The 26,404-nt window shown below is 70.9% G+C and carries 20 protein-coding genes; 7 read left to right on the top strand and 13 right to left on the bottom strand.

The genetic code is table 11. The features are described 5' to 3' along the window. Positions 1-335: 335 nt before the first annotated feature. Complete coding sequence (locus VT85_RS00190) at positions 336-968, top strand: hypothetical protein (RefSeq protein ID WP_068409089.1); 633 nt, start codon at positions 336-338, stop codon at positions 966-968. Positions 969-983: 15 nt separating this feature from the next. Here the strand turns inward: VT85_RS00190 and VT85_RS00185 are convergent, their stop codons facing one another. From VT85_RS00185 to VT85_RS00155, 7 genes are all read right to left on the bottom strand, one after another. Then, positions 984-1,310, bottom strand: a complete 327-nt coding sequence (locus VT85_RS00185; protein ID WP_068409087.1) for a hypothetical protein — start codon at positions 1,308-1,310, stop codon at positions 984-986. A 234-nt stretch (positions 1,311-1,544) separates the two neighbouring features. After that, complete coding sequence (locus tag VT85_RS00180) at positions 1,545-2,315, bottom strand: biotin--[acetyl-CoA-carboxylase] ligase (protein WP_068409086.1); 771 nt, start codon at positions 2,313-2,315, stop codon at positions 1,545-1,547. Positions 2,316-2,337: 22 nt separating this feature from the next. Further along, positions 2,338-5,796 (bottom strand): pyruvate carboxylase, encoded by a 3,459-nt coding sequence (locus tag VT85_RS00175; protein ID WP_068421128.1) that lies wholly within the window; start codon positions 5,794-5,796, stop codon positions 2,338-2,340. Between the two features lie 62 nt (positions 5,797-5,858). Beyond that, positions 5,859-6,851 carry a fumarylacetoacetate hydrolase family protein gene (locus VT85_RS00170; RefSeq protein ID WP_068409083.1) on the bottom strand — a complete coding sequence of 331 codons (993 nt, stop codon included), beginning with the start codon at positions 6,849-6,851 and terminating at the stop codon, positions 5,859-5,861. A 173-nt stretch (positions 6,852-7,024) separates the two neighbouring features. After that, on the bottom strand, positions 7,025-8,014 hold the full coding sequence (locus VT85_RS00165) for an N-acetylglucosamine kinase (RefSeq protein WP_068409081.1): 990 nt from the start codon (positions 8,012-8,014) through the stop codon (positions 7,025-7,027). After that, positions 8,014-8,928, bottom strand: a complete 915-nt coding sequence (gene murQ, locus VT85_RS00160) for an N-acetylmuramic acid 6-phosphate etherase (protein ID WP_068409079.1) — start codon at positions 8,926-8,928, stop codon at positions 8,014-8,016. Before murQ ends, VT85_RS00165 begins: the two co-directional genes overlap by 1 nt. Positions 8,929-8,937: 9 nt before the next feature. Further along, positions 8,938-10,410, bottom strand: coding sequence for a sodium:solute symporter (locus VT85_RS00155; protein WP_068409078.1), 1,473 nt, complete (start codon positions 10,408-10,410; stop codon positions 8,938-8,940). Between the two features lie 358 nt (positions 10,411-10,768). Between VT85_RS00155 and VT85_RS00150 the strand changes: the two genes are divergently transcribed. After that, positions 10,769-11,095, top strand: a complete 327-nt coding sequence (locus VT85_RS00150; RefSeq protein ID WP_068409077.1) for a hypothetical protein — start codon at positions 10,769-10,771, stop codon at positions 11,093-11,095. A gap of 20 nt (positions 11,096-11,115) precedes the next feature. Here the strand turns inward: VT85_RS00150 and VT85_RS00145 are convergent, their stop codons facing one another. The 3 genes from VT85_RS00145 to VT85_RS00135 all read right to left on the bottom strand — a co-directional run bounded on the left by VT85_RS00145 (position 11,116) and on the right by VT85_RS00135 (position 15,716). Continuing rightward, on the bottom strand, positions 11,116-13,020 hold the full coding sequence (locus VT85_RS00145; protein ID WP_156512583.1) for a hypothetical protein: 1,905 nt from the start codon (positions 13,018-13,020) through the stop codon (positions 11,116-11,118). Between the two features lie 128 nt (positions 13,021-13,148). After that, positions 13,149-14,114 carry an ADP-ribosylglycohydrolase family protein gene (locus VT85_RS00140; protein WP_068409072.1) on the bottom strand — a complete coding sequence of 322 codons (966 nt, stop codon included), beginning with the start codon at positions 14,112-14,114 and terminating at the stop codon, positions 13,149-13,151. Between the two features lie 393 nt (positions 14,115-14,507). Further along, positions 14,508-15,716 carry an anhydro-N-acetylmuramic acid kinase gene (locus VT85_RS00135; RefSeq protein ID WP_197491006.1) on the bottom strand — a complete coding sequence of 403 codons (1,209 nt, stop codon included), beginning with the start codon at positions 15,714-15,716 and terminating at the stop codon, positions 14,508-14,510. A 166-nt stretch (positions 15,717-15,882) separates the two neighbouring features. Here VT85_RS00135 and VT85_RS00130 point away from each other — a divergent pair, with 166 nt between their 5' ends. Continuing rightward, a complete protein-coding gene (locus VT85_RS00130; RefSeq protein ID WP_156512582.1) occupies positions 15,883-17,220 on the top strand; it encodes a hypothetical protein in 1,338 nt (445 codons plus the stop codon). Positions 17,221-18,049: 829 nt separating this feature from the next. Here the strand turns inward: VT85_RS00130 and VT85_RS00125 are convergent. From VT85_RS00125 to VT85_RS00115, 3 genes are all read right to left on the bottom strand, one after another. After that, entirely contained in the window at positions 18,050-18,586 is a 537-nt protein-coding gene (locus tag VT85_RS00125) for a cupin domain-containing protein (RefSeq protein WP_068409069.1), read from the bottom strand. Positions 18,587-19,028: 442 nt separating this feature from the next. Beyond that, positions 19,029-20,069: an aldo/keto reductase gene (locus VT85_RS00120; protein ID WP_068409067.1), complete on the bottom strand. Its 1,041-nt coding sequence runs from the start codon at positions 20,067-20,069 to the stop codon at positions 19,029-19,031. A gap of 156 nt (positions 20,070-20,225) precedes the next feature. After that, complete coding sequence (locus VT85_RS00115; RefSeq protein WP_068409066.1) at positions 20,226-20,720, bottom strand: DUF1569 domain-containing protein; 495 nt, start codon at positions 20,718-20,720, stop codon at positions 20,226-20,228. Positions 20,721-20,847: 127 nt separating this feature from the next. Here VT85_RS00115 and VT85_RS00110 point away from each other — a divergent pair, with 127 nt between their 5' ends. From VT85_RS00110 to VT85_RS00095, 4 genes are all read left to right on the top strand, one after another. Further along, positions 20,848-21,618 carry a methyltransferase family protein gene (locus VT85_RS00110; RefSeq protein WP_156512581.1) on the top strand — a complete coding sequence of 257 codons (771 nt, stop codon included), beginning with the start codon at positions 20,848-20,850 and terminating at the stop codon, positions 21,616-21,618. 43 nt (positions 21,619-21,661) lie between these two features. Continuing rightward, positions 21,662-21,847, top strand: coding sequence for a hypothetical protein (locus VT85_RS00105; protein ID WP_068409064.1), 186 nt, complete (start codon positions 21,662-21,664; stop codon positions 21,845-21,847). Between the two features lie 404 nt (positions 21,848-22,251). Then, positions 22,252-23,958, top strand: coding sequence for an MraY family glycosyltransferase (locus VT85_RS00100; RefSeq protein WP_197491005.1), 1,707 nt, complete (start codon positions 22,252-22,254; stop codon positions 23,956-23,958). A 234-nt stretch (positions 23,959-24,192) separates the two neighbouring features. Then, positions 24,193-26,364 (top strand): GumC family protein, encoded by a 2,172-nt coding sequence (locus VT85_RS00095; RefSeq protein WP_068409057.1) that lies wholly within the window; start codon positions 24,193-24,195, stop codon positions 26,362-26,364. The last annotated feature ends 40 nt before the right edge of the window (positions 26,365-26,404 follow it).

Raw genomic sequence — 26,404 nt, 5'->3', positions numbered from 1 at the left:
CCCCGACATCCGGGTCCCAGCCTCACAGTATACCCGACCGCCGCCCCGGCGAGGCTCGAAGCGTCGGGGCGGGCCGAGCACGGCCGGAGGGATCGCCGGGCCTCCCCCTCCAGGAGATCGAGGCCGCGTCCGCGTGTCTGGCTCTTGGGCTCGTCTGCTTAAACCCTCGGCGTCCGGGATCTCCGCAAGTCCCGCCTCGGCGCCTTTCCAGAAGCGACAACCCGTTTCACGGGCGGCACTTGGAACCTGACTCACCAGACCGCGCGAAGCCTGGCACGGGAATGGCTATGGGGGGTGCTCCGGTTCCTCGCCCTGGCCCTGCTTCGGAGAGCCCCATGACTCAGCGCCCTCTCGACGTGGTCGTCGAACGACTCCTGGAACTGGAAGCCGCCACCCGCCGCCTGGAGCGCGAACGCCGACGTTGGCGAGTCGCCGGGACGACCCTGGCGCTGGGCTTCGGATTGCTCGTGACCGCCGGCGCGGCGATGCGCGAGACGCCGACGTCGATCGAGGCGGGCGAGTTCATCCTCCGGAGCCAGGACGGCAAGACCCGCGCAGCCCTGACCATCCGCCCCGACGGCACGCCGGGGCTGGCGTTCTACGACGAGAAGGAGACGATGCGGCTTTCCCTGGACCTGGGGACGGAGGACGGGAACGACGACGACACGCCGGGCGTGAACGTCTACGGGCAGGAGGGCGAGCTGCGGGCCGCCCTGACGATCCGCCCCGACGGCACGCCGGGCCTGGGCTTCTTCGACAAGGACCACAATCCCAGGCTCTCGCTCGACATGGCCGCCGACGACTCGACCGGCGTGAACATCTACGGGTCCGGGGGCGCGCTCCGCGCGGCGATGGCGATCCGCCCCGACGGCACGCCCGGACTGGGCCTGTTCGACGAGGCGGGCCGCGTCGTCCGGTCGGTCGACGCCGGCGAATCCGAGGCGCCCCGCCCGGGCGGGGTGCAGTGACCTCGGGCCTCCCGATCAGGGGCTGCTGGGAAGCCAGGGTTTGATCATGGCGATGGTCCGGCCGGTGCCGTACTCCGGGTTCCGCGAGCTGATCGGCGACCCGACAGGGGCCCGCCGAACCACCCTCGCGACGCTGGGGGCCACGATCCAGCCGGCCTGGGGGGCGTAACCTCGCCAGGACGCCGTCGGCTGGTAGGTCGTCCAGGCCGTCGCCGGAGCGTAGCCGCTCCAACCGCCGGCCGTCTCGGCCGCCTGGGCCCCGGCCTCCGGCGCGTCCGGCCCACAGACGCCGAGGATCGTCAGGATCACGGCCAGACCTGCGATGCCGCGCAAGACCTTCATAGCGACGCCTCCCTTTCCTTCGTCGCGGTGGACCCGGTCGGTTTCGAAAGAACGCCCGCCCCTCGGACCTCGTCGGCTCGCGGCGGTTGGTCCGCGGAGCGTCCTGGAATTATATACTTCGAAGTCCTGAAACGAAGCCGCAAAGGCCAGGCCGACGCCCTGGGAGAGAGGCCCTCCCAGAGTCGGAGGGGCGTGATCGTCGCGCGGCCATGACGACCGATGGGCGGCCGGGGCTCAGGCGTCGCGGAGGATGCGGCCCGCGAAGAGGCGGTGGATCTCGCGGCCGTCGTCGACCAGCAGGGCGCCCTGGGGGTCGACGCCCCGGCCGACGCCGATGAGGTTGCGGGGGCCGATCGCCGCGCGGATCGGGCGGCCCCGGAGGAGATCGAGCCGTTCCCAGGTCGCGGCGAGGGTCGGGTCGTCTGCGGCCAGCCGCCGGAGCGCGGGGGGGAAGCCCTCCAGGACGGCGGCGAGGAAGGTGGGGAGGTAGGCGACGGTCAACGGTCGGGGCTGGAGAGCGCCCAGGGAGGTCGCCATGGCGGCGACCTCGGGGGGGGCCAGGTCGAGCCGGGTCGCGACGTTGACGCCGACGCCGATCAGGATGCGGTCGCCGGCCGGGGTCTCGACGCGCTCCGGGAGGATGCCGGCGAGCTTCCGCCCGCCGACCTCCACGTCGTTCGGCCAGCGGACGCCCAGGCCGGGGTCGACCAGCCCGAGCGCGGCGACGGCTTCGACCAGGACCACGGCCGTCATCAGGGCGATCCGGGGCTCCTGGTCGACCCGGACGCCGTGCGCGTCCGGGTCGAGGACGAGGGTGAAGGTGAGCGAGCCCTCGTCGGACCACCAGGCGTTGGCGCGCTGGCCCCGCCCCCGGGTCTGCCGCCGCGCCCAGACCGCGAACGGGGGGAGACGGCCGGGGTCGACCACCATCGCCCTGGCGACGGTGCTGGTCGACTCCAGCTCGTCATGGATCAGCAGCTCGCGGACGAACGGCCAGGGGGGCATGGCGGGCTCGCGTCGCGGGGGGTCAGGCGTCGGCCAGCTTGACGAGGAGGTCGCCGGCCTTGACCTGGAGCCCGACCTTCGCGGGGAGTTCGGCGACGCGGCCGGGCCGTTCGGCGTTGATGGTGGTCTCCATCTTCATGGCCTCGATCGAGAAGAGCTTCTGGCCCTTGCGGACCGGGTCGCCCACGCTCACGGCCACGCCGACGATCAGGCCCGGCAGCGGCGAGCCGATCTGCATCGGGTCGGCCGGGTCGGCCTTGGGGGCCTCGACGACCGAGGAGGCCAGCGAGCGGTCGGGCACCTCGACCTCGCGGGGCTGGCCGTTCAGCTCGAAGAAGACCGTGCGCATGCCGTCGGCGTGGGGCTCGCCCACGGCCAGGAGCTTGACGATCAGGGTCTTTCCCGGCTCGATCTCGAAGGGGTACTCCTCGCCCGCCTCGGCCCCGTAGAAGAAGACGGGGGTGGGGAGGACGGAGGTGTCGGAGAACGCCCGCTCGTGGGCCACGAGGTCCGGGAAGACGCGGGGGTACATGAGGTAGCTGAGGACGTCGAAGTCCGAGATCGCGGCCGGGTCGTCGCCGCCCCGGATCTCGGCGACCTTGGCGCGGACGGCGTCGAGGTCGACGGGGGGGAGGTTGGCGGCGGCGCGGTCGGTCAGGGGCTTGCGGTCGCGGAGGATCCGCTTCTGGAGGGCCGGCGGGAAGCCCCCCGGGGGCTGGCCCAGGCGGCCTTCCATGAACTCGACGACGCTGTCCGGGAACGCCAGCTCGCGCTCGGGGTCCATCACGTCGTCCGCGGTCAGGTTGTTGGCGACCAGGAACAGGGCCATGTCGCCGACGACCTTCGACGACGGCGTGACCTTCACGATGTCGCCGAACATCAAGTTCACCCGGCTGTACGCCTGGCAGACCTCCAGCCAGCGCGGGGCGAGGCCCAGGGCGTCGGCCTGCTGGTACAGGTTGGTGTACTGGCCGCCGGGCATCTCCAGGTCGTAGAGGTCGGCCGCCGGCGACCGCGGGCCGGACTCGAACGGCTTGTAGAGGTCGCGGACCTCGTCCCAGTAGCGGCTGACGTCGATCAAGGACTGGTGGTCGACGCCCGTGTCGCGGTCGGTGAACCGCAGGGCCTCGACGATCGCGTTCAGGTTCGGCTGCGAGGTGAGCCCCGACATCGCCGCGACGGCCCCGTCGGCGACGTCCAGGCCGACCTCGGCGCCCAGGAGCACGCTGGCCGCCTGGGCCCCGCCGACGTCGTGGGTGTGGAAGTGGATCGGCACACCCACCTCTTCGCGGAGCGTCTTGATCAGCTTCACGGCCGCGAACGGCTTGCAGAGCCCGGCCATGTCCTTGATGGCGATCAGGTTGGCCCCGCGCTTCTCCAGGTCCTTGGCGATCGCGACGTAGTAGGCGAGGTCGTACTTGGGGCGGCCGGGGTCGAGCAGGTCGCCGGTGTAGCAGATGGCGGCCTCGCAGATCCCGCCGGCGTCGCGGACGGCCTCGATGCAGGCCCCCATGTTCGGGACCCAGTTGAGCGAGTCGAAGACGCGGAAGACGTCGATCCCGGCGTCGGTCGCCGTCTTGACGAAGGCGGCGACGACGTCGTCCGGGTAGCTCGTGTAGCCGACCGCGTTGGAGCCCCGGATCAGCATCTGGAAGAGGATGTTGGGGATCCGCTCGCGGAGCGCGGCGAGCCGCTCCCAGGGATCTTCCTTGAGGAACCGCATGGCGGTGTCGAACGTGGCGCCCCCCCACATCTCCAGCGAGAACAGGCCGGGGAGGCGGTGGGCGTAGGCGTCGGCCGCGCGGAGCATGTCGCGGGTCCGCAGCCGGGTGGCCAGGAGGCTCTGGTGGGCGTCCCGGAAGCTGGTGTCGGTCACGAGCAGGGGCTTCTGCTCGCGGACCCACTTGGCGAACCCTTCGGGGCCGAGCTGCTTGAACCGCTGGCGGGTGCCGTCGGGGATCGGGTCCAGGTGGTCGTAGGCCGGGGGGGCCGGCTCCGCCGGGATCCTGCGGCCGGGGTCGCGCTTCACGCCCGGGAAGCCGTTGACGGTCACGTCGCCGATGTAGGCGAGGAGCCTGGTGGCCCGGTCCCGGCGCTCGGCGAACTCGAAGAGCGACGGGGTCTGGTCGATGAACCGGGTGGTGCATCGGCCTCCCAGGAACGTCTCGTCGGTGACGACGTTGATGAGGAACGGGATGTTCGTCTTCACCCCCCGGATGCGGTATTCCTGCAGCGCGCGCTCCATCCGGGAGGCGGCGTCGACGAACCGGCGGCCGTAGGTGGTGACCTTGACCAGCAGCGAGTCGTAGAACGGCGTGACGATCGCGCCGGAGGTGGTGGAGCCGCCGTCGAGCCGGATCCCCGGGCCGCCGGAGGAGCGGTAGTGGGTGATCCGGCCGTAGTCCGGGGTGAAGCCGTTGGCCGGGTCCTCGGTGGTGATCCGGCACTGGATCGCGAAGCCCTCGGTGCGGACCGCGTCCTGGCCGGAGATGCCGATCGCGGGGTTGGCCAGCGGCTCTCCCTGGGCGATCAGGATCTGGCTCTTGACCAGGTCGATCCCGGTGACGACCTCGGTGACGGTGTGCTCGACCTGGAGGCGGGGGTTGACCTCGATGAACGAGAAGGTCCCGTCCGCGTCGTCGACCAGGAACTCGACCGTGCCGGCGTTCTCGTAGCCGACGGCCCGGCCGATCTCCAGGGCGGCGTCGCAGATCGACCGCCGCAGGCCCTCGTCGAGGTTGTAGGCCGGGGCGATCTCGATGACCTTCTGGTGCCGGCGCTGGATCGAGCAGTCGCGCTCGTGCAGGTGCACGAGGTTCCCGTGCTTGTCGCCCAGGAGCTGGACCTCGATGTGCTTGGCCTTGGCGATGAACTTCTCGACGAAGGCGTCGGGGCAGCCGAACGCGGCCTTGGCCTCGCTGCGGGCCTGTTCGAGGGCCCCGTCGAACTCCTCGGCCTTGTTGACGACCCGCATCCCCCGGCCGCCGCCCCCCATCGAGGCCTTGATGATGACCGGGAAGCCCATCGCCTCGGCCACCTTCCGGGCCTCGGCGCCGGGGACGACCGGCTCGCTCCCCTTCAAAACCGGCACCCCGGCCCGCTCGGCCAGGGCCCGCGCGGCCACCTTGTCCCCCAGCCTCTCCAGGATCTCGGGCGTCGGCCCCACGAAGACGATGCCGGCCGCGGCGCAGGCGCGGGCGAACTCGGCGTTCTCGGACAGGAACCCGTAGCCGGGATGGATCGCGTCCACCCCCTTCTCGACCGCCAGATCGACGATCGCCTGGATGTTCAGGTAGCTCCGGATCGGCTCGCCGGCCTGGCCGATCTGGTACGCCTCGTCGGCCTTCAGCCGGTGCAGCGCGAACCGGTCCTCGTGCGAGTAGAGGGCGACGGTGCGGATACCCAGCTCATGGGCCGAGCGGAAGATGCGGATGGCGATCTCGCCGCGGTTGGCGACCATCAATTTGCGGAACGACTTCATTCGGCTCTTCCCGGCTGGCTGAGGGGAGGGGATCGGCTGGCTCGTCGATTTCGGGCCCGCCATTATCCCAGAAACGGGGCCCGGAATTCATCCTCAGTTTCCGCGCGGACCGGATTCTCCAGCGTGCCGATCGGCGCGATCGTCGCCCGGACGACGTCTCCAGGCCTGAGGAACACGCCGGTGGCCGAGCCCACCCCCGACGGCGTCCCGGTGGCGATCACGTCGCCCGGCTCCAGGGTGACGAACCGCGAGACGAACGAGACGACGGCGGCCACCGGAAAGATCATCTCGGCGGTCGTCGCGTCCTGCTTGATCTGGCCGTTGACCGTCAGCTTGATCGGCAGGGCCTGGGGGTCCGGCACCGCCTCGGCCGAGAGGATGCACGGGCCCATCGGGCAGAACGTGTCGTGCCACTTGCCGTGCAGCCAGTCGAAGAACTTGTCGCGCTCGCGGGGCTTCCGCCCGGGGTTGGGCCGGAAGGCCCGGTCGCTCACGTCGTTGACCACCGTATACCCGGCGACGTGCTCCAGCGCCGTCGACTCCGACACGTCCCGGCACGTCCTGCCGATGACCACCCCCAGCTCGCATTCCCAGTCGATCTGGTCGGGCGAGCCCGCCGGGATGACGATCGGGTCGCCGGGGTGGGTCAGCGTGGTGCTCGGCGGCTTCATGAAGACGTAGGGGAAGGTCTCCTCGCGCTCCGTGTCGCGATAGCCGCGCTCGGCCAGATGCTTGCCGTAGTTCCCGGCCAGGAACAGCATCTTCCGAGGGCTGGGGAGGGGGACCAGGACCCGCACTTCCTCAAGCGGGATCGTCAGCTCGGAGACCGTGATGACGTCCAGTTCCTCGATCCAGTCGTAAAGCCGCTTCGCCTGCTCATAGGACTGGCCGTCCGGCGGCAGCAGATCGAGGAGGTCCTCGGTGGCGGACAGCAGCATCTCGGTCTCGGTCTCGCGGCTGTACATCTCGGCCGCCTGGTCGATCGGGATCACCACGTCGTCGTCGAGGAAGCCGGTCAGGACCAGGTCGTCGCAGAGGAATCGACAGACACGCATATTCCTGACTCCTTGATCCCCTTGTACTATCTCGACCCGGCTCGATCCGATCCCGGCCCTCGATCGCGACGGGGGGGAGATGGCACCAGTCTATCTCGATCCCGGCCCGAGTCCAGCATCCACGCCCGCCGCGAGGGGGCTTGAGGATCGGGCCGGGGGGGACCCGCTTCGATTCAGGAGATCACCTCGCCGGCGAAGGCCCGGCGGGCGAGGTTCAGCCCCCCCACGGCGGGCTCGTCGACGCGGGTGGGGATCGGTTCGTAGCCCCGGCCGCGAAGGTCTTCGAGGAGAGCGTCGGCGAGCAGGGGGGCGGAGACCAGGAACCCGCCGGCCAGGCCGAGGGGGAGGGGGCCGGCGGTCCATCCCAGGGAGCGGGCGGCGGCGGCGGCGGTCTCGCCCAGTTCCCGCGCGGCGGGCTTGATCAGGATGTCGACGAGGCTCGCGTCCCGGAGGGCGGCGTCGATCACGGCCGGGGTGAGGGCGGCGACCTTCGTCCGGTCCATGCCGGGGGCGTACACGGCCGAGACGATCTGGCCGGGGCCGTCGATCTTCAGGGCCCGGCAGAGGGCGTCGGTCAGGGCGTCGGGGCCGGTCGGCGCCGGGTCGCGGCCGTCGATCCGGCGGGCGACCAGGCGGAGCGCGGCGACGGCCAGGGCGTAGGCGCTCCCCTCGTCGCCGAAGACGGCCCCCCAGCCCCCGGCGCGGGCCTTGCGGCCGTCAGCGGCGCGGGCGACGGCGATCGAGCCGGTGCCGGCGATCAGGCCCACGCCCCAGCCTTCGGGCGTGCCGGCGGCGACCACGAGGTCGCCGTCGTTGACCAGCACCAGGCGGTCGGCCCAGTTGCCCGCGACCGCCCACTCGCCCAGCAGCGCCTTGTCCTCGGGGCGGTCGAAGCCGGCCACGCCCAGGCAGGCGACGGCGACGGCCCGGGGCCAGAGCCCGGCCTCGGCGAACGCGCCGGCGATCGCTTCCTCCAGGGCCGTCCGCGCCGCGGCCGTGCCGACCGCCTTGGCGTTCGACGGCCCGGCGGCCCCCTGGCCGAGGACCCGGCCGTCCCCCAGGCCGAGCAGGGCGACCGTCGAGGTCCCCCCGCCGTCGACCCCCAGGAACAGGGTCTCGGCGGCGTCCGTGGATTCCGCGGCCTGATCGTCGTTCGTGCTCATCAAAGGCTCGCCCCCGTCTTCGCCGCGATCGCCCGTCGCACCTGCCCGCCGTGCGCCTCCAGGAGCGCCCCGGCCTCTTCCGGCCCCACCCCCGCCAGCTGCGCCACCAGGGCGACCTTGAGCCGGCCGCCGCACGCCGCCAGCAGCTCGACCGCGCGGTCGTCGTCGACCTCGGCCAGCTCCCGGAGCATCCGACGCGCCCGGATCCGCAGCTTCTCGTTGACCGGAGTGAAATCGACCATCCGGTTGCCCAGCGTCTTGCCGATCAGGACCATCGCCCCGGTCGTGATCATGTTCAGGACCATCTTCGTGGCCGTGCCGGACTTCAGCCGGGTCGAGCCCGAGATCACCTCGGGGCCGACCAGCAGGGCGACGTCCAGGTCGACCTCCGCCCCCAGCAGGCTGGGGCGGTTGCAGGCGACCCCCACGGTGGCCGCCCCTCGGCTCCTGGCCTCGCGGACGGCGCCCAGGACGTACGGGGTCCGCCCCGAGGAGGCGATGCCCACCACGATGTCGCGGTCGCTCACGTCCATCGCGGCGATCTCGGCGGCCCCGACCCCGGCGTCGTCCTCGGCCCCCTCGATCGAGCGCGTCAGCGCCGCCGGGCCGCCGGCGATCAGGCCCACGACCATCTCCGGGGGCGTGCTGAACGTCGGCGGGCATTCGGAGGCGTCCAGCACCCCCAGGCGGCCCGAGGTCCCGGCGCCGACGTAGATCAGCCGGCCGCCGCGGCGGAACCGCTCGGCCGTCCACTCGACGGCTTGGGCGATGTTCGCCGCCTCGGCCCGGACGGCCTCGACGACCTTCAGGTCTTCCTCGTTCATGATCTCGACGATGCCCAGCGCCCCCGCGGCGTCGATGCCCGTCGTCAGCGGGTTGCGAGACTCGGTCAGCAGGTGGTCTTCCAGTGCCATGATTCGGTTTCAGCTCGTCGGTTGGAGGGACTCGGACGCGGGGACGGGCGCGGCGGCGGTCGGGAACAGACGGCCGACGGCCAGGCCGACGAGGAACGTCGTCGCCGAGCCCACCAGCGCGAACCAGGGCCAGGCCAGGGGCGTGCCGAACTTGGCGTAGGAGACCGCCGCCACCCCCGCCGCCATCCCCGCCAGCGCGGCCCCCTGGCCGACGTGACGGGTCAGGTTCCCCAGCAGGAAGAGGCCCAGCAGGATGCCCGTCGTGAACCCGGCGATCGCCAGCGCGTTGCTCACCACGCTCGACTCCAGCCCCGTCGCCCACCACGCCACCGACGCCTGCACCACGCCGAAGCCGATCGTCGCCAGCCGCGACAGCCGCATCAGCCGACGCTCGTCCTCGTCCCCCGAGATCGGCCGGTACAGGTCGTTGATCAGCGTCGACGCCGAGGCGTTCAGGGAGCCCGAAAGCACCCCCATCGCCGACGCGAAGATCGCCGCAACGACCATCCCCTTGATGCCGATCGGCAGGTAATTCACGATGAACAGCGAGAACGCCTGGTCCGACTTCTCCAGCGGCGAGGCCGGCGGGAACTGGCCGAAGAAGACGTACAACGCCACGCCGATGAACAGGAAGAGGGCGAACTGGGCCAGCACCACGAACCCGCTGGCGATCAACGCCCCCGCCGCCTGCTTCTGCGACCGCGCCGCCAGGTAGCGCTGGACCATCATCTGGTCGACGCCGTGGGTGGCCGTGTTCAGGACCATGCCGCCGAACACGCCGGCCCAGAAGGTGTAGGGCTTGGCCCAGTCGAACGAGAAGTCGAACGTCCGGAACTTGTCGCCGGCCCTGGCCGTGTCGATGAGCTGGTTCCAGCCGCCGGGGAGCTTGCCGACGAGGATGTAGAGGGCGATCAGGGCGCCGACGATGTACACCGTGAACTGGAGCACGTCGGCCCAGATGACGGCCTTCACGCCGCCGAGGTAGGTGTAAACGATCGTGGCGGACTCCACGGCGATGATCGCGTAGAGGATCGGCCAGTCGGTGACGAACGCCAGGACGGTCGCCGCCAGGAACAGCCGGAGGCCGTCGGCCAGGTTCCGCGTGACGAGGAACAGGGTGGAGGCCGTGCGCCGGGTCGCCTGGCCGAAGCGGACGCCCAGCACCTGATAGGCGGTCTCGATCTGCCCCTTGAAATACGCCGGCAGCAGGACCATCGAGACGATCACCCGGCCGACGAGGTAGCCCATCGGCAGCTGGAGGAACTCGAAGTTCCCCTTGTACGCCTCGCCGGGCACGCTCAGGAACGTCACCGTGCTGGTCTCGGTGGCGACGATCGAGATCATCACCGCCCAGGCCGGCATGTTCCGCTCGCCCAGGAAATACCCCTTGAGCCCCTGATCCCCCTTGCCGCCGATCCATCCCCCGAGCGCCGTGCACCCGAGGATGTAGATCACGATAATCGTCACGTCGATCGGATGCATCGGCCCTACCACAAGTCGTTGGGTCAGGTACCCGCCGAGGCCGGCGCCGCCTCGCGGTCGGGTGAGGTTAGGATCTTATCACAAGCCGGGGGAGCGTTGCATCCTTGGTCCCGCTCGGTCCCCGGCCGGGGTTCGCAAGAGGGATCGAAGGCCGCCAGGAGGTCGATCGGGCGGCGCCGTCGGAAGGCCCTTCGTCCGGTCGGGACGGCCGACGCGGGGGGTTGCGAGCCGTCGCCGTCCTGGAGCGATGGATCCTGGCGTGGCCGGTCGCACGGCGATACCGTCGCTGGAGAGAGCGGCCCCGAGGTCCCGCGCCGGCTTCGCTCCTCACGTCCCTCGTCGAGAAAGGCCAACGGTCATGCGCGCTCGACTCGCCTGGTCTGCGACGCTCCTGGCCCTCTCCGCGGCGACGGCCGCCCCGCCGAGGCGGACGCGCTGCGACGACGACGGCGACTTCTGCGTCCGCTACCTGACGCCGGGGACGTACTCGCTGTTCATCCACGATCCGGACGCGAGCTTCCGCCGGGTGGACGACGTGGAGGCACCGGCCGGCGTGGTCGACCTGGGCGAGCTGACGCTCACCCCGGCGCGACGGTCGAGGTCGAGATCGCCTTCGCGCGGCCCGCGCGTCCCCGTCACCGGCGCCTTCCCGATCACCCTCACGGCGGGCCGCCTGGCGCCGTGACGCGCCGGGCGGCCCCGGGGTCAGGCCCGCCGGGTGCGCAGGAACACGGCGCGTTCGGTGGCGAGGCCCAGGGCGTTGGTGATGCGCAGGGTGGCGACGCGGCCGGGCTTGCCGTCGGGGTCGGCGCCGGTGACGGCGACGCGCGGGCCGACGGCGTCGGCGCGGAAGCGGCCCTGGCCGGGGAGGCGGTCGAAGTCCCACTCGAAGTTGAGGCCGGCGTTGCGGACGTGTCGGGAGCGGCCCAGGGCGCGGGCGGAGGCCGTGGCGCCTCGCACGGCCACCCCGACGAAGGGCGCGGGGGTCAGGTCGTTCCAGATCGCGGCCTCGATCGCCCGGTGGCCCAGGGCGTTGGGGTGGAGGGTCCCCTTGGTGTCGAGCGGGCCGGTCAGCCCGACCGGGCCCTGGAACAGGCTCGACTCCCTCGCGGTCCTGAGAAACCGCAGGTTCCCCAGGCCGTCCTCGACCTTCGGGGCGTCATAGCCGTGGCCCAGGAAGGCGGAGGAGATGTTCGTCACGTAGGTCCAGCCGTTCGCCTTCGCCCCCGCCGCGACGGCCTGGTTCAGCGGGGTCAGGATCGATTGCGAGACGAAGTACGACTCCGTCGCCGAGATCTGGGCGGGCGGGATCACGTCGAAGACCGCCGGGCCCCACCAGGGGAGGGTGAACGACCGGCCGTTGTTCGGGTTCACGAACGAGCGGTAGACTCGCGTCGGGTCCGGGTACTCGAAGAGGAACGTCGCCGCCGGGGAGACGCCCACGTCGGCCAGCGCCTGGCGCACGCTCGCGTAGCCGTTCGGGAGCGACGCCGCGTTGAAATCGAACAGGTCGAGAACGAGCGACAGGGGCGTCGAGGCCGCGACCGCCGCGTCCGCCTGCCGGTAGATCCGATTGACGGCGTTGGGCGCGAACGACGAGGCGTCGCCGATCACGTCGGTCAGGTCGATGTCGCTCGCCACCAGCCCCTTCGTCAGCGTGGCGAAGCCGACGTCGTTGGCCCCCAGCGAGATGAAGAGCTGATCCACGGGCCGGCTCCCCACGATCGCCTGGAGCAGCTTCGTCTGTGCGGTCAGAAGGTAGTTCGGGTCTTCCAGGCCGTAGGCGGGCACGGCGCCGATGGCCGTCTGGGTCGTGGCCCCGCTCTGGGAGACGTGCACGAACGTGACCGACGTGTGCGGGTCGGACCGCTCCAGTTGCAGCGCGTACTGCGCCGTCGCGGCGACGGTGGAGCGGTGCGACTGGCGGTTGTCGTTGGTCATGTCCAGGCCGAAGGGGGTCGGCCCGTAGTAGCCGTCGGCCCCGTCGGCCCAGAGCGCCGCGGCCGTCTGGGTGAGGAAGGGGGATGCGAGGGTGAACGCCGTCGCCGGCGCGTCCTGGTTCAGGTCGCTGCTCTGGAGGTAGGGGATCGTCCCCGACGGGAAGTAGCCCGGCAGCGAGAGTCCCTGGACCTGCTCCGGGTTCGCCTCGCCGGAGCTGTAGCTGTCTCCCATGCCGACGACGAGGATGTCGCGCACGCTCACCGGCTTCTCGACCGAATCGACGACCACGCCGCCCACGATCTTCTGGAAGGTGGTCGCGTAGGTCCCGGCGGCCACGCTCACGGTCGGCAAGTCGCCCGAGGCGATCTGCGCGGCCGTCCGCTGCACCACGGTCCCCGCGCCCGAGCCGGGCTGCATCGACCAGCCGTAGACCGTCGACGGGTCCGGGTTCGGGTCGTCGAGCACCGAGAACGTCAGGGAAAGCGAGGTCGGCTGGGCGTAGGTCGCGGTGTTGGGCAGGTCGATGAGCCCGTTGTGATTCAGGTCGAGCCCAAACCGCTCGGCCATCGCATAATCGAAGTCCACGGCCAGCAACTGGCGGGGCTCCAGCGCCTCGACACCGAAACGCGACGCCCGACCACGCGACTTCTTCACGACGGCTCTGCTCATCGACGCGGACTCCCGTGTGGATCTGGGGGCGGCAACCCGCCTAGTCTGGCAGGCTTTCCCCATGTGACGCAAGGGGCCGCCCGGAAATCCCGCGGCCCTTTCGCCCCGACCGGCGTCGGGACGGGCGATCAGGGCGTCGGGGCCGGGCCGAGGAGGCCGGCGAGGGCTTCTTCGAGCATGTCGGCGCGGGCGAGGCCGAGGCGGAGGGGAGGGGGGATCTGGGCCTCTCCCCAGAAGGCGCCGGCGAGCTGGCCGCAGACGGCGCCGGTGGTGTCGGCGTCGTCGCCGAGGTTGACGGCGCGGAGGACGGCCTCCTCGAACGTCGAGGCACCGGCGAACGCCCAGAGGGCCGCCTCCAGGCTCTCCACCACCCAGCCGGTCCCCCGGATCTGGGGCGGCTCCTTACCCCGGAAGCTCCCCCGGGCGACCTCGCGGATCAGCGGGTGGAGCGGCTCGGCGGCGTCGATCCGCCGCAGCGGCGGCCAATCCGGCGCGAGCACCGCCTCGCGATCCTCCCCCTCGATCAGGGCCGCCGTCACGACCGCCATGTAGCGGCAGGCGGAGACGCAGTGCGGGCTGGCGTGGGTCACCACGCTCGACTCGGCCGCCAGCCGGGCCAGCTCCTCCACCCGGCCCGGGTAGAGTCCGGCGTACCGGATCGGCACCGGCGCCAGCCGCATGATCGAGCCGTTGCCGCTGGCCGACTCCGAGGGGTCGCCCGAGGTCCTCGCGTTCCTCTTCTCCTCATAACAGGCCAGCGACCGGGCCGTCGTGATCCCGACGTCGAAGCAGCGGCCGTTGACCGAGTAGGCCCCCGTGCGACGCCACTTCAAGTAGCGGTCGGCCTGGTCGTTCAGGTCCCAGCCGGCCGTCGCCAGGCTGTCCGCCAGCGCCAGCGCCATGCTGGTGTCGTCGGTCCACTCGCCGGGCTCCAGGCGGTGAGGACCACCGTCCCGATACCCGACCACCGGGGCGAACGACCCCGGCCGACGGAACTCCACCGCCGCCCCCAGCGCGTCGCCGACCGCGAGGCCGACCAGGGCCCCCCGGCGACGATCCGTCCTGGAAGCCTTCGCCCCTCGGATCTCCTCCATCGTCCACCTCCTCGTGGATCCCATGATGCACCCAGGCGCCACATCGCGCCGAGGCGGCACTTCGCCGAATCAACACCGCGTCGTCATCCGGCCTCGACGCAGCGCCTTACGAGGCGTCTCCAGGCGGGCCGCCGGCCGGGTTAGGGCGAAGGTCCCCGGCCGCCGCCGGACATCCGCATCGACGCCAGGATCGGCGACCGGGGACGCGACGCCGGAACGACTCCAGTCTCTCCATCAAGCCCAGGGCCGCTCCATAACCGTATTCTTATTCCACTTAAACGCCAATTCAAGCACGAAATCGAAACCGCCGGCCAATCGGGCCGTCGAACGCCTTACAAGGAAACCGGCGTCCACACGCGGGAGGTGAGGCGACCGGGGCTCGCTCGCCGGCCCTCAAAACCTGGGGAGGCAGAACTTCCCCAGGACGGCCGGGCGGCGGGCGCCGGTGACGGAGGGGAGCGAGGTCGGCAGGCCGAACAGGGCCTCATGGGCCAGGACGGCGAAGGCCATGGCCTCGCGGGCGTCGCCGGGGACGCCGCGATCGTCTCCCAGGAGGAGCCGGGCGGGGGCCAAAAGCTGGGCCAGGCGGCCGAACAGGGCGGGGTTCTTCACGCCGCCGCCCGCCCCGATCACCTCGACGACCGGCGGGACGAAGCGGGCGAAGGCGTCGGCCACGGTCCTCGCGGTGTACTCGGTCAGGGTGGCCATCAGGTCGGCGTCGAACCTCCCCAGGAGCGTCCCCGCGCGGTCGACGAAGGGGTCGCCGTACATCTCGAAGCCGGTCGACTTGGGGGGCCGGCGCGCGAGGTAGGCGTCCTCGGCGAGCAGCGTCTCGACGAGGGCCTCGTCGACCCTCCCGGCGCGGGCGAGGGCGCCGTCCCGGTCGCAGTCGAGCGTCCCCCCGGAGATCCGCCGGGCCAGGCGGTCGAGCAGGGTGTTGGCCGGGCCGGTGTCGAAGCCGAAGACCCGGGCCGGGTCGGGGTCGAGCACGGTGACGTTGGCGATGCCTCCCAGGTTGAGCACGGCGCGGCGCTCGGGAGGAGCCTGGGGGTCGCGGGGGGCGTAGAGGATGACGTCGGCGAATGGGGAGATCGGCGCCCCTTCGCCGCCGGCGGCGACGTCGCGGGCGCGGAAGTCGGCGATCACCAGCGCGCCGGTGCGCTCGGCGATCACGTCGCCGTCGCCGATTTGCAGCGTCGCCCCGATCGCGCCCGGGACCGAGCTGTGGTGGTAGACCGTCTGGCCGTGCGAGCCGATGAGGTCGACCTCCTCGGGCTTCAGGCCGGCCCCGGCGAGGGTCTCCAGGCAGGCGTCGGCGAAGGCCTCGGCGACCAGGACGTTCAGCTCGGCGACGTCGCGGACCCGCCAGGCGGCCAGGTCGAGGATGCGGGCCTTGATCGCGGCGGGGTAGGGGGTCTCCGCGTAGTGGAGCAGTTCCACGCGCGCGCCGGGGCCGTGGGCCGAGGGGAGGCCGAAGCCTTCGATGCGGCAGACGGCCGCGTCGATCGAGTCGGCGCTGGTGCCGGAGATCATCCCCACCACGACCCGCGACGGCTTGGCCGTCCGGGCGGTCAACAGGTCGGCCGCCGCGTTCATGAGCATGTGGTCCTCGAAGGGGCTCCGGGCTCGATCCGGGGCATCATAGCAGGTCCGGCGGCCCCCCGGAGCGCCGGGGCGGCGGTTGCGGATCGGGGCGGATTGGGATAAGATCCCGGGCCGATCGCATCGGAAAGGACCGCGACGAACACCACGGAAGGAGCCCCTCGGAATGCGCCCGAACCCCCCGGCCGACCTCGACGGTCCCCCCGCCGCCGACGCGACGGCCCCGGCCCCGGCGCGATCCGGGCTGGGCGGCGTGGACGTCGGCTGCATCCTCGGGCTGGCGTGGTGGGTCGTCGCCAGCCGGTTCCCGTACCTCGACACGTTCCAGCTGATGGGCAAGGACGGCCCGCTCTACGTCAACGCCCTGAAGCTGGACGCGACGTTCGACGTGCCGATGCCGGGGAACCTCGGCTACGTCCTCCTGGGGAAGCTCGCCAATCAGGTCTGGGCCAACCCGGTGACGGCGTACCTGGCGGTGAACGTCGGGCTGACGATCCTCGGCGCGGCGTTCAGTTACCTGTACGCGGCGCGGTTCGTCTCGCGGCCCCTGGCGGCGGCGACGGCCTGGGCGATGACCTGCAACCCGATGGTCTGGTGGCACGGCGGGGCGATCGCGAGCTACCCGGTCTGGCTGGCGGTCCTGCCGGCCGTCGGCTGGTTCGGGGCACGGTATCAGCAGAGCCGGGGCCTGGGCGACCTCCTGGGCGCGAGCGCGGCGCTGGGGCTGGGGATGATCCTCCGTCCCGACCTGCTGTTCTTCGGCACGCCGTTGTGGGCCGGGTCGCTGCTGCTGGGCCGGGCGCCGCTGCGGCACTGGCTGATCGGCGCGGCGATCCTGGCGGCGGCCTGCTGCGCCTGGTTCTTCGGCACGGCCTGGGTGCTGGGGGGCGTCGACGTCTACCTCGGCCGCGTGCAGGCCAAGCACGAGGGGGACAAGGCCGGGTTCTCGCTGTTCGTCCGCGGGCTGTTCGAGGGCCTCGTCCGCAACGTGGTGAAGTACGCCCTGTTCCTGGCCTGGGGCTCGCTCCTGATCGTGCCGCCGTTCCTGGTCGGCCTGGCGCACGTTTTCCGTCGCGAGAACTGGCGGGCGCTGACCCTGGCGGCGCTCTGGGTGGGGCCGTCGTGGGCCTTCTCGTTCCTGATCTTCGCGGGCAACGCGGGCCTGATCTTCCCGTTCCTGCCGCTCCTCTACCTGGGCGCGGCGATCGGCCTGAAGGCCCTCTCCGGCGAGCGCCGGGCGGTCGTCGTGATGGGATGCCTGGCCGTCCTGAGCATCATGCAATTCACCCAGACCCGGCTCCGCCCGCAATACAACCAGCGCGACGTGATCCTCAACGTGACCTTCCTGCGGTACAGCGGCGCCGGCCTCGCCCATCGCTACAACTTCAACCTCGACGACTTCGGCGTCTCGCCCGCCCTGGCCGACGTCCGCCGCCAGATGAAGAATCCCGAGCCCGTCCCCGCCCTCCCCGGACTCCTCCCCGGCCAGGTCCTGCCGCACTGACCGGGCGGCCGCGATTGGCTTCGTTCGCGCCGACCGACAACGAACCCATTTGACGCAAAACCAATCACGTAGTCCTTTTAAGCCACAATCCCCGTGCGTGAAATTGGGTTCGTTCGGCGTTTTCGTCGATCGCGCCGACTCGCACCGACGCCTCCTGCGGCGTCGAAGGTACGCCAGGACCCGCGATCGCGCACGCCGTCGGGAGACGCGTCCGGAACCATACCGTCCTTCCCCCCTCGCGGGGGAAGGTGGCCCGCAGGGCCGGATGAGGGGGAAGACCAGCACGAAAACCGTCGGCGTTTCGGTCCGTCCACAGTAACGGAGGCCTTCGACGTCATGCCTTCTCCCCTCGCGGTGCTCCGTCGAAAACAACAACGAGCGGGCATGCGTCCTCCCTGTCCCCACCAGGGGGGAAGGATGTTTGTCGCCACCCTTCTTCGAGTCCGGCACGACGGCGGTCTCCCTCATCCGACCCCTCCGAAGTCTGCCTTCCCGCCAGGGGCGAAGGCGGTTCCCGGCCGGCCCTTCGTGCGAGTCCGACGACTTCTCGGCGGGGCCTCGTCCGTCCGGGGTTCGCGCGACGAACGGTCCCCAAATTGGGTTCGCTCGCGTCGCCTCGAAATCGAACCCGATCGCCGCATGATGCATGATGAAAAGCTTTTGGGGCGAAAATTGCGAACCAGGAAATGGGTTTGTTCGGCGCGCTTCGCCTCATCGTCTCCGAGTCCGGCGAGTCTCCCGCGCCGGACCTTCGGCCGGCTGCGGGCGCAGCATCGCTTACCCAGAGGATGCGCCCGGATCGGCGATTGCAAACGAGCCGGGCGGTTTCTCAGTCGGGCAGCTTGAATCGCAAGAACTTGCCGACAGCCGCGAGGATCCGGAGCAGTCGGCGGGGAGGGTCGACGGAGATGATCTCGCGGGGGTGGTCCGAGAACAGCATGGCGACGAGGAGGACCGACCTCAGGTCCCTGGGCGGGAGTTTCATTCCGCTGTGGCAGACCAGGGCGTGGAGCCGCCGGAAGAACCTCTCGAAGTCCATCGCGGGGCTGTGGACGTTGCGCAGGCGGACCTCCGCCCCGCTCGTGTTCCGCAGGGTGTGGGGCGTCCCCGCCTTGACGGTCACCGCCTCGCCCGGGCCCAGACGCCGCCACTCGCGACCGACGCAGACGTCGAGCGTCCCGGACAGGACCTCGTAGCTCTCCTCCGCCTCGGGGTGGATGTGCAGCGGCGGGCCGCCGAAGTCCGGAGCGAGCACGTTGACGGCCTCGAACGACTCGCCGTCCGTTTCGACGGTGCGCTTCGTCACCTCCCAGAACATCCCGATCGGGGCGAAATCCAGGATTCGGTGCGCTTCGGTCGATTCCATGGCGGTTCCTTCGACGAGTCCGAGGTTTCCGGCGACGCGCCACAGGCTACCCGTTTCGCCTGCCCACGCCTCCCCCGGTCTCGAGCCGGTAAATGGCTCTGCGTCGCGAACCCGATCGATATCCCCCATGTTGCTCCCGCACCAGGAGGCCATCGTCCGCGCTTTCCCGCCGTCGAATACGGACGTGGTCGCGTTCCTCGCATCCTTCGACGCGCCCGTGAACGCCTACCCGGCCCGTGAACGGTTGCGTTGACTGTACTTCGTGCCGCAGAGTCGAAACAGCTCGAAGTGTACGACAAGATCGTTAACGGACCGTCTCCCTCCCTTGTTGCGATTGTAACGACATGCAGGAATCGGCGGCGGCCTCGCAATGGCCGTCGCCGATTCGTCGCATCCAGGTCTCGCCGGCGGGGCGCCGCCGAACACCGGGTCGCAGATCGGCTCAGACCGAGACCGGGAACGGGTTGCGCTCGGGGAAGGCGGCTTTCTGGTGCCAGTAGGGGTAGGCGAGGGGCCGGGCGCTGGCGGCGTCGAGCTTGGCGACCTGATCGGCGGTCAGGTTCCAGCCGACGGCGCCGAGGTTCTGGCGGAGCTGCTCCTCGTTGCGGGCGCCGATGACGACGGTGGCGACCGTCGGGCGCTGGAGGAGCCAGTTGAGGGCGACTTGCGGGATGGTCTTGCCGACCTCGGCCGCGACCTCGTCGAGCGCGTCGACGACCTTGTAGAGGTACTCGTCGTCGACCTGCGGTCCGGCGTCGACGGCGACCTTGGTGTTGAGTCGGCTGACCTCCGGCTTCGGCTGGCCGCGCCGGAGCTTGCCGGTGAGGCGTCCCCAGCCTAGCGGGCTCCAGACCACCGCGCCGACCCCCTGGTCGAGCCCCAGCGGCATCAGCTCCCACTCGTAGTCGCGGCCGACCAGCGAGTAATACGCCTGGTTCGCGACGTACCTCGGCCAGCCGTGGCGGTCGGCGATCGACAGGGCCTTCATCAGGTGCCAGCCCGAGAAGTTCGAGCAGCCGACGTAGCGGATCTTCCCGTCGCGGACGAGCTGGTCGAGCGTGCTCAACACCTCCTCGTGGGGCGTCTGGGCGTCGTAGCCGTGGAGCTGGAACAGGTCGATGTGGTCGGTGTTCAGCCGCCTGAGGGAGTTGTGGACGGACTCGATCAGGTGGAACCGCGAGGAGCCGACGTCGTTGGGGCCGTCCCCCCGGCGGAACGTGGCCTTGGTCGAGATCAGGACCTTGTCGCGACGCCCCTCGATCGCCTTGCCGAGGATCTCCTCGGCCGCGCCCTTGGAGTAGACGTCGGCCGTGTCGAACATCGTGACGCCGGCTTCGAGGCAGATGTCGACGAGCCGGGTCGCCTCGGCGACGTCGGTCTGGCCCCAGGCCTTGAACATCTCCGTGTTGCCGCCGAACGTCCCCGTCCCGAAGGTCAGGGCCGGCACCTTGAATCCCGACCCGCCCAGTCGTCGATATTCCATCGCGTGCTTGTCCTCTTTCGTGAATCGGCCCGGCTCCGACGGCGGGGAGCCGCTCGACGCGCCGGGGTACGACTCCCTATCGTACGGGACGAGGCAACGCGCGCCTCGCCGATCCGGCCGTCTTCCACGAGATGGCCCGGTTCGGCCGGGCCTCGATCAATCGCGGGGCTTCTCGTCGGGACGGAGGAAGCCGAGGTGGTGGGCGCAGTGGATGAGCTGGAGGCGCATCCATTCGTCGCGGTCCAGGCGGCCGAACAGGTGGGAGGGCTGGTACGGGCCGGTGGAGGCTTCGAAACGCTCGACGGCCCGACGCAGCCGATCGATCGCCTGGGCCTCGTCGCCGCCCGGATCGGGGACGGTCTCCTTCATGGTCGGGGCGCCGGCCGGCATCTCGCCCTTCGCGAGCACCCGACGCGCCGCGAGCGGGCCGACGGTGTGCCTCGCCACGAACAGGAACGGCCGCAGGAGGGTCGGAGGCGCGGGGAATCCGTCCATCGGGAACGTGATCCAGTCGGCCAGGTGGCCGCAGGCCTGGGCCAGGCCCCACCGGCCGAGGCGGGTGTACCCCCGCTCGCGGAGCGACTCGGCGTCGCGGACGGCCTCGTCCAGGCTCGAGAACTTCAGCTCGCGGCGCTTCGGCTCGGTGGACACGTCGATTCCTCCATCGTCTCTCGGATCGGGGCGGGTCGGGGTGCGAAACCGAAGGGCAAACGACGCGCCGCGGTGGACGGCCTCGGCCGTCGAGCCCTACAATCCGACGACCGAGCCGGAGGACGACATGCCGACGAGTTCCGCCCCGACGCCGACGCCGACGTTCCAGCCCGCCGCCGCTTCCGCGCCCGCGCCCGCCTGGGCGGCGACCCTGCACCGGATCGCCGACCACCTGGCGTGCGACCTGGGGGGCGGGCCTCGGCCCTGGAGGTTCGCCTGGGTGATCAACTTCCAGAAGGGGGGGACGTTCCCGTTCCTCGGCCTCCTCATGGCCTGGTATCAGAATACCAGCCCCGCCGCCTGGATCTACCTGGCGATGCACGGCGGCTACGGCCTGGCCTGGCTCATCAAGGACCTGGCCTTCCCCGACCCGGCCTGGCGGCGTCGGATCACGATCGGCGGCGGCCTGTTCGTCTTCTTCGGCGTGCTGGCCTGGTACTGGTCGTTCGGCTGGCTGCTGATCTCGGGCGCGTCGCGGCCGACCTACCCGCTGCCGGACCACGCCTGGTTCAGCCTCTGCATCAGCCTCTGCCTGGTCGGCACGGCGATCATGATCGCGGCCGACGCCCAGAAGTTTTTCACGCTCCGGCTGAAGCCCGGCCTCATCACCGACGGGATGTTTCGCCATATCCGGCACCCGAACTACCTCGGCGAGATGATGATCTACGGCAGCTTCGCGATGATGGTCTGGCACTGGCTGCCGTTCGTGGTGCTGGCCTGCGTCTGGGTCGGGGTGTTCGCGGTCAACATGACCGTGAAGGAGGCCCGGCTGTCGCGCCATCCGGGCTGGGCGGAGTATCGTCGCCGCACCTGGTGGCTGCTGCCGCCGATCCTGTGACGGCGGTCGAGCGGCCTCGCATCGAGATGAGGAGATCGCCGTCATGAAGAGCCTCTTGATCGTTCTCTGCATCCTCCTTTCGGCCCCCGCGCTGTTCATCGGTGCCGTCGGGAGCGGGTCGGACCGGCCGTTCCTGATCGCCGGGGCGATCCTGCTGGGATCGGCGACGATCGCGACGGCGATCCCCAAGGACGAGACGCCGCGAGGACGCCCCAAAGAGGTCGATTGAAGGGGCTTGCGGCGGGCCCGGTTTCGCCGGCGATCACGCTTGACGGGGTTGCATCGATCGGGGATACTCCGCTCTCTCACGAGAGTCTCCAAACTCGGGATGGAATCCTGGGGATGGAAATTGCACCTGCACGAGTCAAGGAAGACGAGACCTACCGTGCTTGGCTACACCCTGTCTTTCCATCGACGCACGACGGGCCGCGCGGGTCGAAGACCTCGACTTCGCGGGCGGTCCTCAGCCGTCCCCCCGACGCTCGCCGCCCTCGCCTCGCTGGCGGCGGACGCGATTTCCCGACTCCTCGACGGATGCCTCGTCGCGGATCGGCCTCCGATTCCGATCGGTCTACCGAACCGGACGACGACGACCGGCGCTTCAAGGAAGCGGCGCGGGGAGGGCCTGGGCTGATGATGATGATCTCGAACGGATACCTGATGATCTTCGCGTTCGCGATGATGGGGTGCGTGCTGGCCACGCCCCTGGTCACGCAGATCGCGGGGTGGGTGGGCGCGATCGACAAGCCGGACAACTTCCGGCGGATCCACACCACGGCGGTCCCCCGGCTGGGGGGCCTCGGCCTGGCCCTGGGCGTGGCCGTGGGGGTCTTCCTGCCGCACGCCTCGGCGTGGTCGGCGAACATCAACATCAACTTGCCCGACCTGGGCCGCGAGTGGCCGATCTTCATCGCGGCCCTGATCATCCTGGTCGTCGGCTTCGTCGACGACACCCGGTCGCTGGGCCCTCGGGTCAAGCTGCTGGGGCAGGCCGCGGCGGTCATGGCCCTGTACCTGGGGGGCATCCGGATCGACCGGATCGAGGCCCTGGGGCTGAACCTGGACCTGGGGAGCCCGGCGTTGCACCTCGCGGTGCTGGGCCAGACGTTCGACGTCGCGGCGCCGAGCCTGGTCATCACCATGTTCTGGTTCCTGGGCTGCATGAACGTCTGGAACCTGATCGACGGCATGGACGGCCTGGCGTCGGGTGTGGGCCTGCTGGTGAGCGGCACCCTGACCCTGGTGGCCCTGCACAACCAGAACGTCGAGGTCGCCATCCTGGCGACGGCCCTGGCCGGCTCGCTGGCCGGGTTCCTGCTCTACAACTGGCATCCCGCCTGCATCTTCCTGGGAGACAGCGGGGCGCTCCTGATCGGGCTGTTGATCGGGGTGATCGGCGTGCAAGGGTCGCTGAAGGGCCCGTCGGCGATCTCGATCCTGTTCCCGATCCTGGCGATGGGGCTGCCGATCTCGGACACGGCGATGGCCATCTTCCGGCGCTGGGTGCGGAACCTGCCGATGAGCGCGGCCGACCGTCGGCACGTCCACCACATCCTGATCGGCCTGGGGCTCAACCCGAGGCAGGCGGCGCTCTTGCTGTACTGCTTCTCCGGCTTCCTGTGCGGGGTGGTGCTGCTGGGGGTCTCGCTGCGGAGCGAGTTCCTGGCGCTGGTGCTGGGGATGTCGGGCTGCCTGGCGTTCCTGGTGGTGGTGACCAGCCGTCGCGACGAGCTGAACAACCTGCTGGACGACTTCCAGGCCCGGATGCTCCGGGGCCGCCAGGAGCGGCAGGCCGCGAAGCTGACGTGGGAGGCCATCCAGCGGGTCGAGCTGTGCACCTCGCCGATGGCCGCGTACGAGATCCTGGAGCGGACGGCCGAGGCCCTGGGCTGCGCCGGGATCCACGTCGCCTGCGCCGACGCGACGTTCCCGCCCGAGGACGCCGTCCACACGCTCGACGCCATCGACAACGGGGCCTCCTCGTCGCCGGGGGCGATCTTCCGAACGGTGAGCGACGACCTGCGGATCACGGCCGTCATGCGGCTGTCGCCCGAAGGGGGCCTGGCGGCCGACATCGTCTTCCGCTACCTCCAGCGCCTGACGCAGAGCCTGGGCGAACGCCTGCGGGCCTTCGCCGCCGACGAGGCCGCGGGTGCCGAGGCGATCGAAGCCGCCGCGACCGACGTCGACGCGGACGCCGCGCCGCGGCCCGCCTTCCCGATCGCGATGGCCCGAGGCCTGGGCCGTCGGCTGCGATTCCAGGAGCCGGCCGTCGACGCCGGCCAGCCGCCCGAGGCGATCCGGGGCGTCCCGCCCGCCGCCGGGCTGGCCCGCCGCTGACGCCCGAGCCGCGCCGACCCCGGTCGATCGAGCCCAGCCGGGCCTGACGGGAAGAGGCGCGGACGCCGACGACGAACCCCAGGGATTGGACACGGAGCCCATCATGGACGACATCTCGCCCTATCGCGGACCCTCCGCCCCGATCGCCCCGGCCGCGCGCGGCGGGCCGCGCCGCCGAGCCCCTATCGCCACGCTCCCGCCGCCGGCGCCCCCTACGGCCCGGACCTCGCCGCGGTGAAGACGCCGGGGCATTACCTGGGGGCGCTGCGGCGGCGGTTCTGGCTGGCCCTGATCGTCGCCGTGCCGATGGGGACGCTGACCTCGATCTGGGCGCTCCGCCAGCCCAAGATCTACCAGGCCGTGGCCCAGATCCGGATCGAGCAGCCGCACTACGACGCGGCGCTCTCCACGCTGGTCTCGCGCGACATCGGCCCGGTCGACTCGGCGACCCAGACGAGCTACGCGACCGACCTGGTCACCGACCTCCAGGGGCGGGGGCTGGCCGACAAGGTCCTCTCGAACACCCGGCTCGGCCCCGAGCTGGCCCAGCTCGACGACCCGGCGATGGAGCTGATCGTCAGCAACATCACGGTCAAGCAGCTCATGAAGTCCAACACCTACAACGTCGCGCTGACGGGCCGCGACCCGGCCCTGACCAAGCGGCTGCTGGAGGCCGAGCTGGAAGAGCTGGTCAAGCACGCCGACGGCGACCGCCGCAATCAGGTCGACCAGACGGTCCAGCACACCGAGTCGGCCCTGAACAAGCTCCGGCAGGAATCGGCCGCGCTGGAGAAGCAGATGCTCGGCCAGATCGCCAGCCTGGGGACGATCGGCCCCGGCGGCCGGAACATCCTGGAGGAGCAGTACGCCCACCTCGGCCAGTCGATCGCCCACAAGCAGGCGCGCGTCGTCGAGTTCCAGCAGAAGACGATGTTCGCCCCGCTCTTCCCCAGGGAAGGTCAGGGCGACCCCGTCGCCGCCATGAAGCAGCAGCAGATGGCCCAGCTCCAGGACGCCAAGGACCAGCTCACCAAGCGGCTCCTGGACCTGAAGCGCAAGGCCCGCCACTTCAACTCCGACCCGGCCGTCCAGAACGTCTCCAACCACCTGAACGACGTGCTCGACGAGATCGATCAGCTCGGCGCCTCGTTCCAGAAGACGAAGATGGCCGCCGACCCGACCGAGATGATCATCGAGTCGCAGCACCGCGACATCGAGGCCGACGAGAGCCGCCTGGCCGACCTGCTGGAACGGATGCGGAAGGCCATGCCCGACCACCAGAAGTTCCTCGGCCTGATGAGCGATCGCGACACGCTGCGGAAGCGGATCGCCGACATGGAGCACGACCTGGCCTCGTTCGAGATCCTGGCGAAGTCGCAGACCGCGCCGGTGAAGATCCTGACGCGGATCGAGGAGCCGACCGTGCCGATCAAGCCGAACCGCGTGGTCTCGATCGCGATGGGGCTGATCGTCAGCATCGGCCTGGGCCTGGGCCTGGTCTTCCTGCTGGAGCACCTGGACCACTCGGTGCGCGAGCCGGAGCACGTCAGCCACGGCCTGTCGCTGCCGCTGCTGGGGATCGTGCCGCGGATCCCGCGCACGGCGCTGACCCATCGAGGGGGGGGGCACCTGTGGACCCCGGCCGTCCCGGACTCGGCGGCGGCCGACGCCTTCCGCAACATCCGGGCGAGCCTCCTGGGGGCGGCCGACCGCAACGGCCCGATCGTCAGCCTGCTGGTCACCAGCGCCAAGGCGGGCGATGGCAAGAGCACCGCGGCGCTCAACCTGGCCGCCGCCTGCGCCCGCGCCGGCGAGCGGACGCTGCTGATGGACGTCGACCTCCGCCGGCCGACGCTCGCCGACGCCTTCCCGGCCGACCCCGACGACGAGGACTCCGGGCTCGGCCTGGTCGACGTCCTCAAGGGGTCCGTCCCCTGGCAGGCGACCCTGCGGCACACCGACCTGCACAACCTGGATTTCATCGCCACCGGCGACCCGAGCGGGGTCCCGATCGAGATCCTGGGCACGCTGGAGCTTCGCCAGCTCCTGGCGGCGCTGACGCACCACTACGACCGGGTGATCCTGGACGGCCCGGCGATCCTGGGCATGGCCGACTGCCGCGTGCTGGGCCGGATGGTCGACGCGGCGGTGCTGGTCGTCCGGGCGGGCGTCCACCCGACGATGACGCTGCAGCGGGCGAAGGCCGTGCTGGAGCAGTCGCACGTCGAGATCGCCGGGGTGATCGTCAACGGGCTCAGCGAAGGGGTGGAGAACTGGTCGAGCTACGGCTACGGCCCGGCCCCGATCGCGGCGTCGTCGTACCGCCGCGACCGGGCGCTGCCGGCCTCGCCGACGGCGGCCCCCGCCCGCGAGGACGCCCTGGCGGGCGCCCCGGCCGACGCCTGACGACCCCTCGACCCGGGCCCCGGGCGGAATCGGAGCAACT

The sequence above is a fragment of the Planctomyces sp. SH-PL62 genome (assembly GCF_001610895.1).
In the GTDB taxonomy this organism is placed as follows: domain Bacteria; phylum Planctomycetota; class Planctomycetia; order Isosphaerales; family Isosphaeraceae; genus Paludisphaera.
Note: the sequence above shows the minus strand (reverse complement) of the source record. Positions and strands in the feature narration are given on the sequence as shown.

What these genes read in the sequence shown, in the direction of transcription:
- VT85_RS00110 (WP_156512581.1), top strand. Translation starts at nt 20,848, where the DNA reads ATGCCGACGAGTTCCGCCCCGACGCCGACGCCGACGTTCCAGCCCGCC.
- VT85_RS00105 (WP_068409064.1), top strand. Translation starts at nt 21,662, where the DNA reads ATGAAGAGCCTCTTGATCGTTCTCTGCATCCTCCTTTCGGCCCCCGCG.
- VT85_RS00150 (WP_068409077.1), top strand. Translation starts at nt 10,769, where the DNA reads ATGCGCGCTCGACTCGCCTGGTCTGCGACGCTCCTGGCCCTCTCCGCG.
- VT85_RS00140 (WP_068409072.1), bottom strand. Translation starts at nt 14,114, where the DNA reads ATGGAGGAGATCCGAGGGGCGAAGGCTTCCAGGACGGATCGTCGCCGG.
- VT85_RS00120 (WP_068409067.1), bottom strand. Translation starts at nt 20,069, where the DNA reads ATGGAATATCGACGACTGGGCGGGTCGGGATTCAAGGTGCCGGCCCTG.
- murQ (WP_068409079.1), bottom strand. Translation starts at nt 8,928, where the DNA reads ATGGCACTGGAAGACCACCTGCTGACCGAGTCTCGCAACCCGCTGACG.
- VT85_RS00190 (WP_068409089.1), top strand. Translation starts at nt 336, where the DNA reads ATGACTCAGCGCCCTCTCGACGTGGTCGTCGAACGACTCCTGGAACTG.
- VT85_RS00165 (WP_068409081.1), bottom strand. Translation starts at nt 8,014, where the DNA reads ATGAGCACGAACGACGATCAGGCCGCGGAATCCACGGACGCCGCCGAG.
- VT85_RS00135 (WP_197491006.1), bottom strand. Translation starts at nt 15,716, where the DNA reads ATGCTCATGAACGCGGCGGCCGACCTGTTGACCGCCCGGACGGCCAAG.
- VT85_RS00155 (WP_068409078.1), bottom strand. Translation starts at nt 10,410, where the DNA reads ATGCATCCGATCGACGTGACGATTATCGTGATCTACATCCTCGGGTGC.
- VT85_RS00145 (WP_156512583.1), bottom strand. Translation starts at nt 13,020, where the DNA reads ATGAGCAGAGCCGTCGTGAAGAAGTCGCGTGGTCGGGCGTCGCGTTTC.
- VT85_RS00185 (WP_068409087.1), bottom strand. Translation starts at nt 1,310, where the DNA reads ATGAAGGTCTTGCGCGGCATCGCAGGTCTGGCCGTGATCCTGACGATC.
- VT85_RS00180 (WP_068409086.1), bottom strand. Translation starts at nt 2,315, where the DNA reads ATGCCCCCCTGGCCGTTCGTCCGCGAGCTGCTGATCCATGACGAGCTG.
- VT85_RS00130 (WP_156512582.1), top strand. Translation starts at nt 15,883, where the DNA reads ATGCGCCCGAACCCCCCGGCCGACCTCGACGGTCCCCCCGCCGCCGAC.
- VT85_RS00170 (WP_068409083.1), bottom strand. Translation starts at nt 6,851, where the DNA reads ATGCGTGTCTGTCGATTCCTCTGCGACGACCTGGTCCTGACCGGCTTC.
- VT85_RS00175 (WP_068421128.1), bottom strand. Translation starts at nt 5,796, where the DNA reads ATGAAGTCGTTCCGCAAATTGATGGTCGCCAACCGCGGCGAGATCGCC.
- VT85_RS00100 (WP_197491005.1), top strand. Translation starts at nt 22,252, where the DNA reads ATGATGATGATCTCGAACGGATACCTGATGATCTTCGCGTTCGCGATG.
- VT85_RS00125 (WP_068409069.1), bottom strand. Translation starts at nt 18,586, where the DNA reads ATGGAATCGACCGAAGCGCACCGAATCCTGGATTTCGCCCCGATCGGG.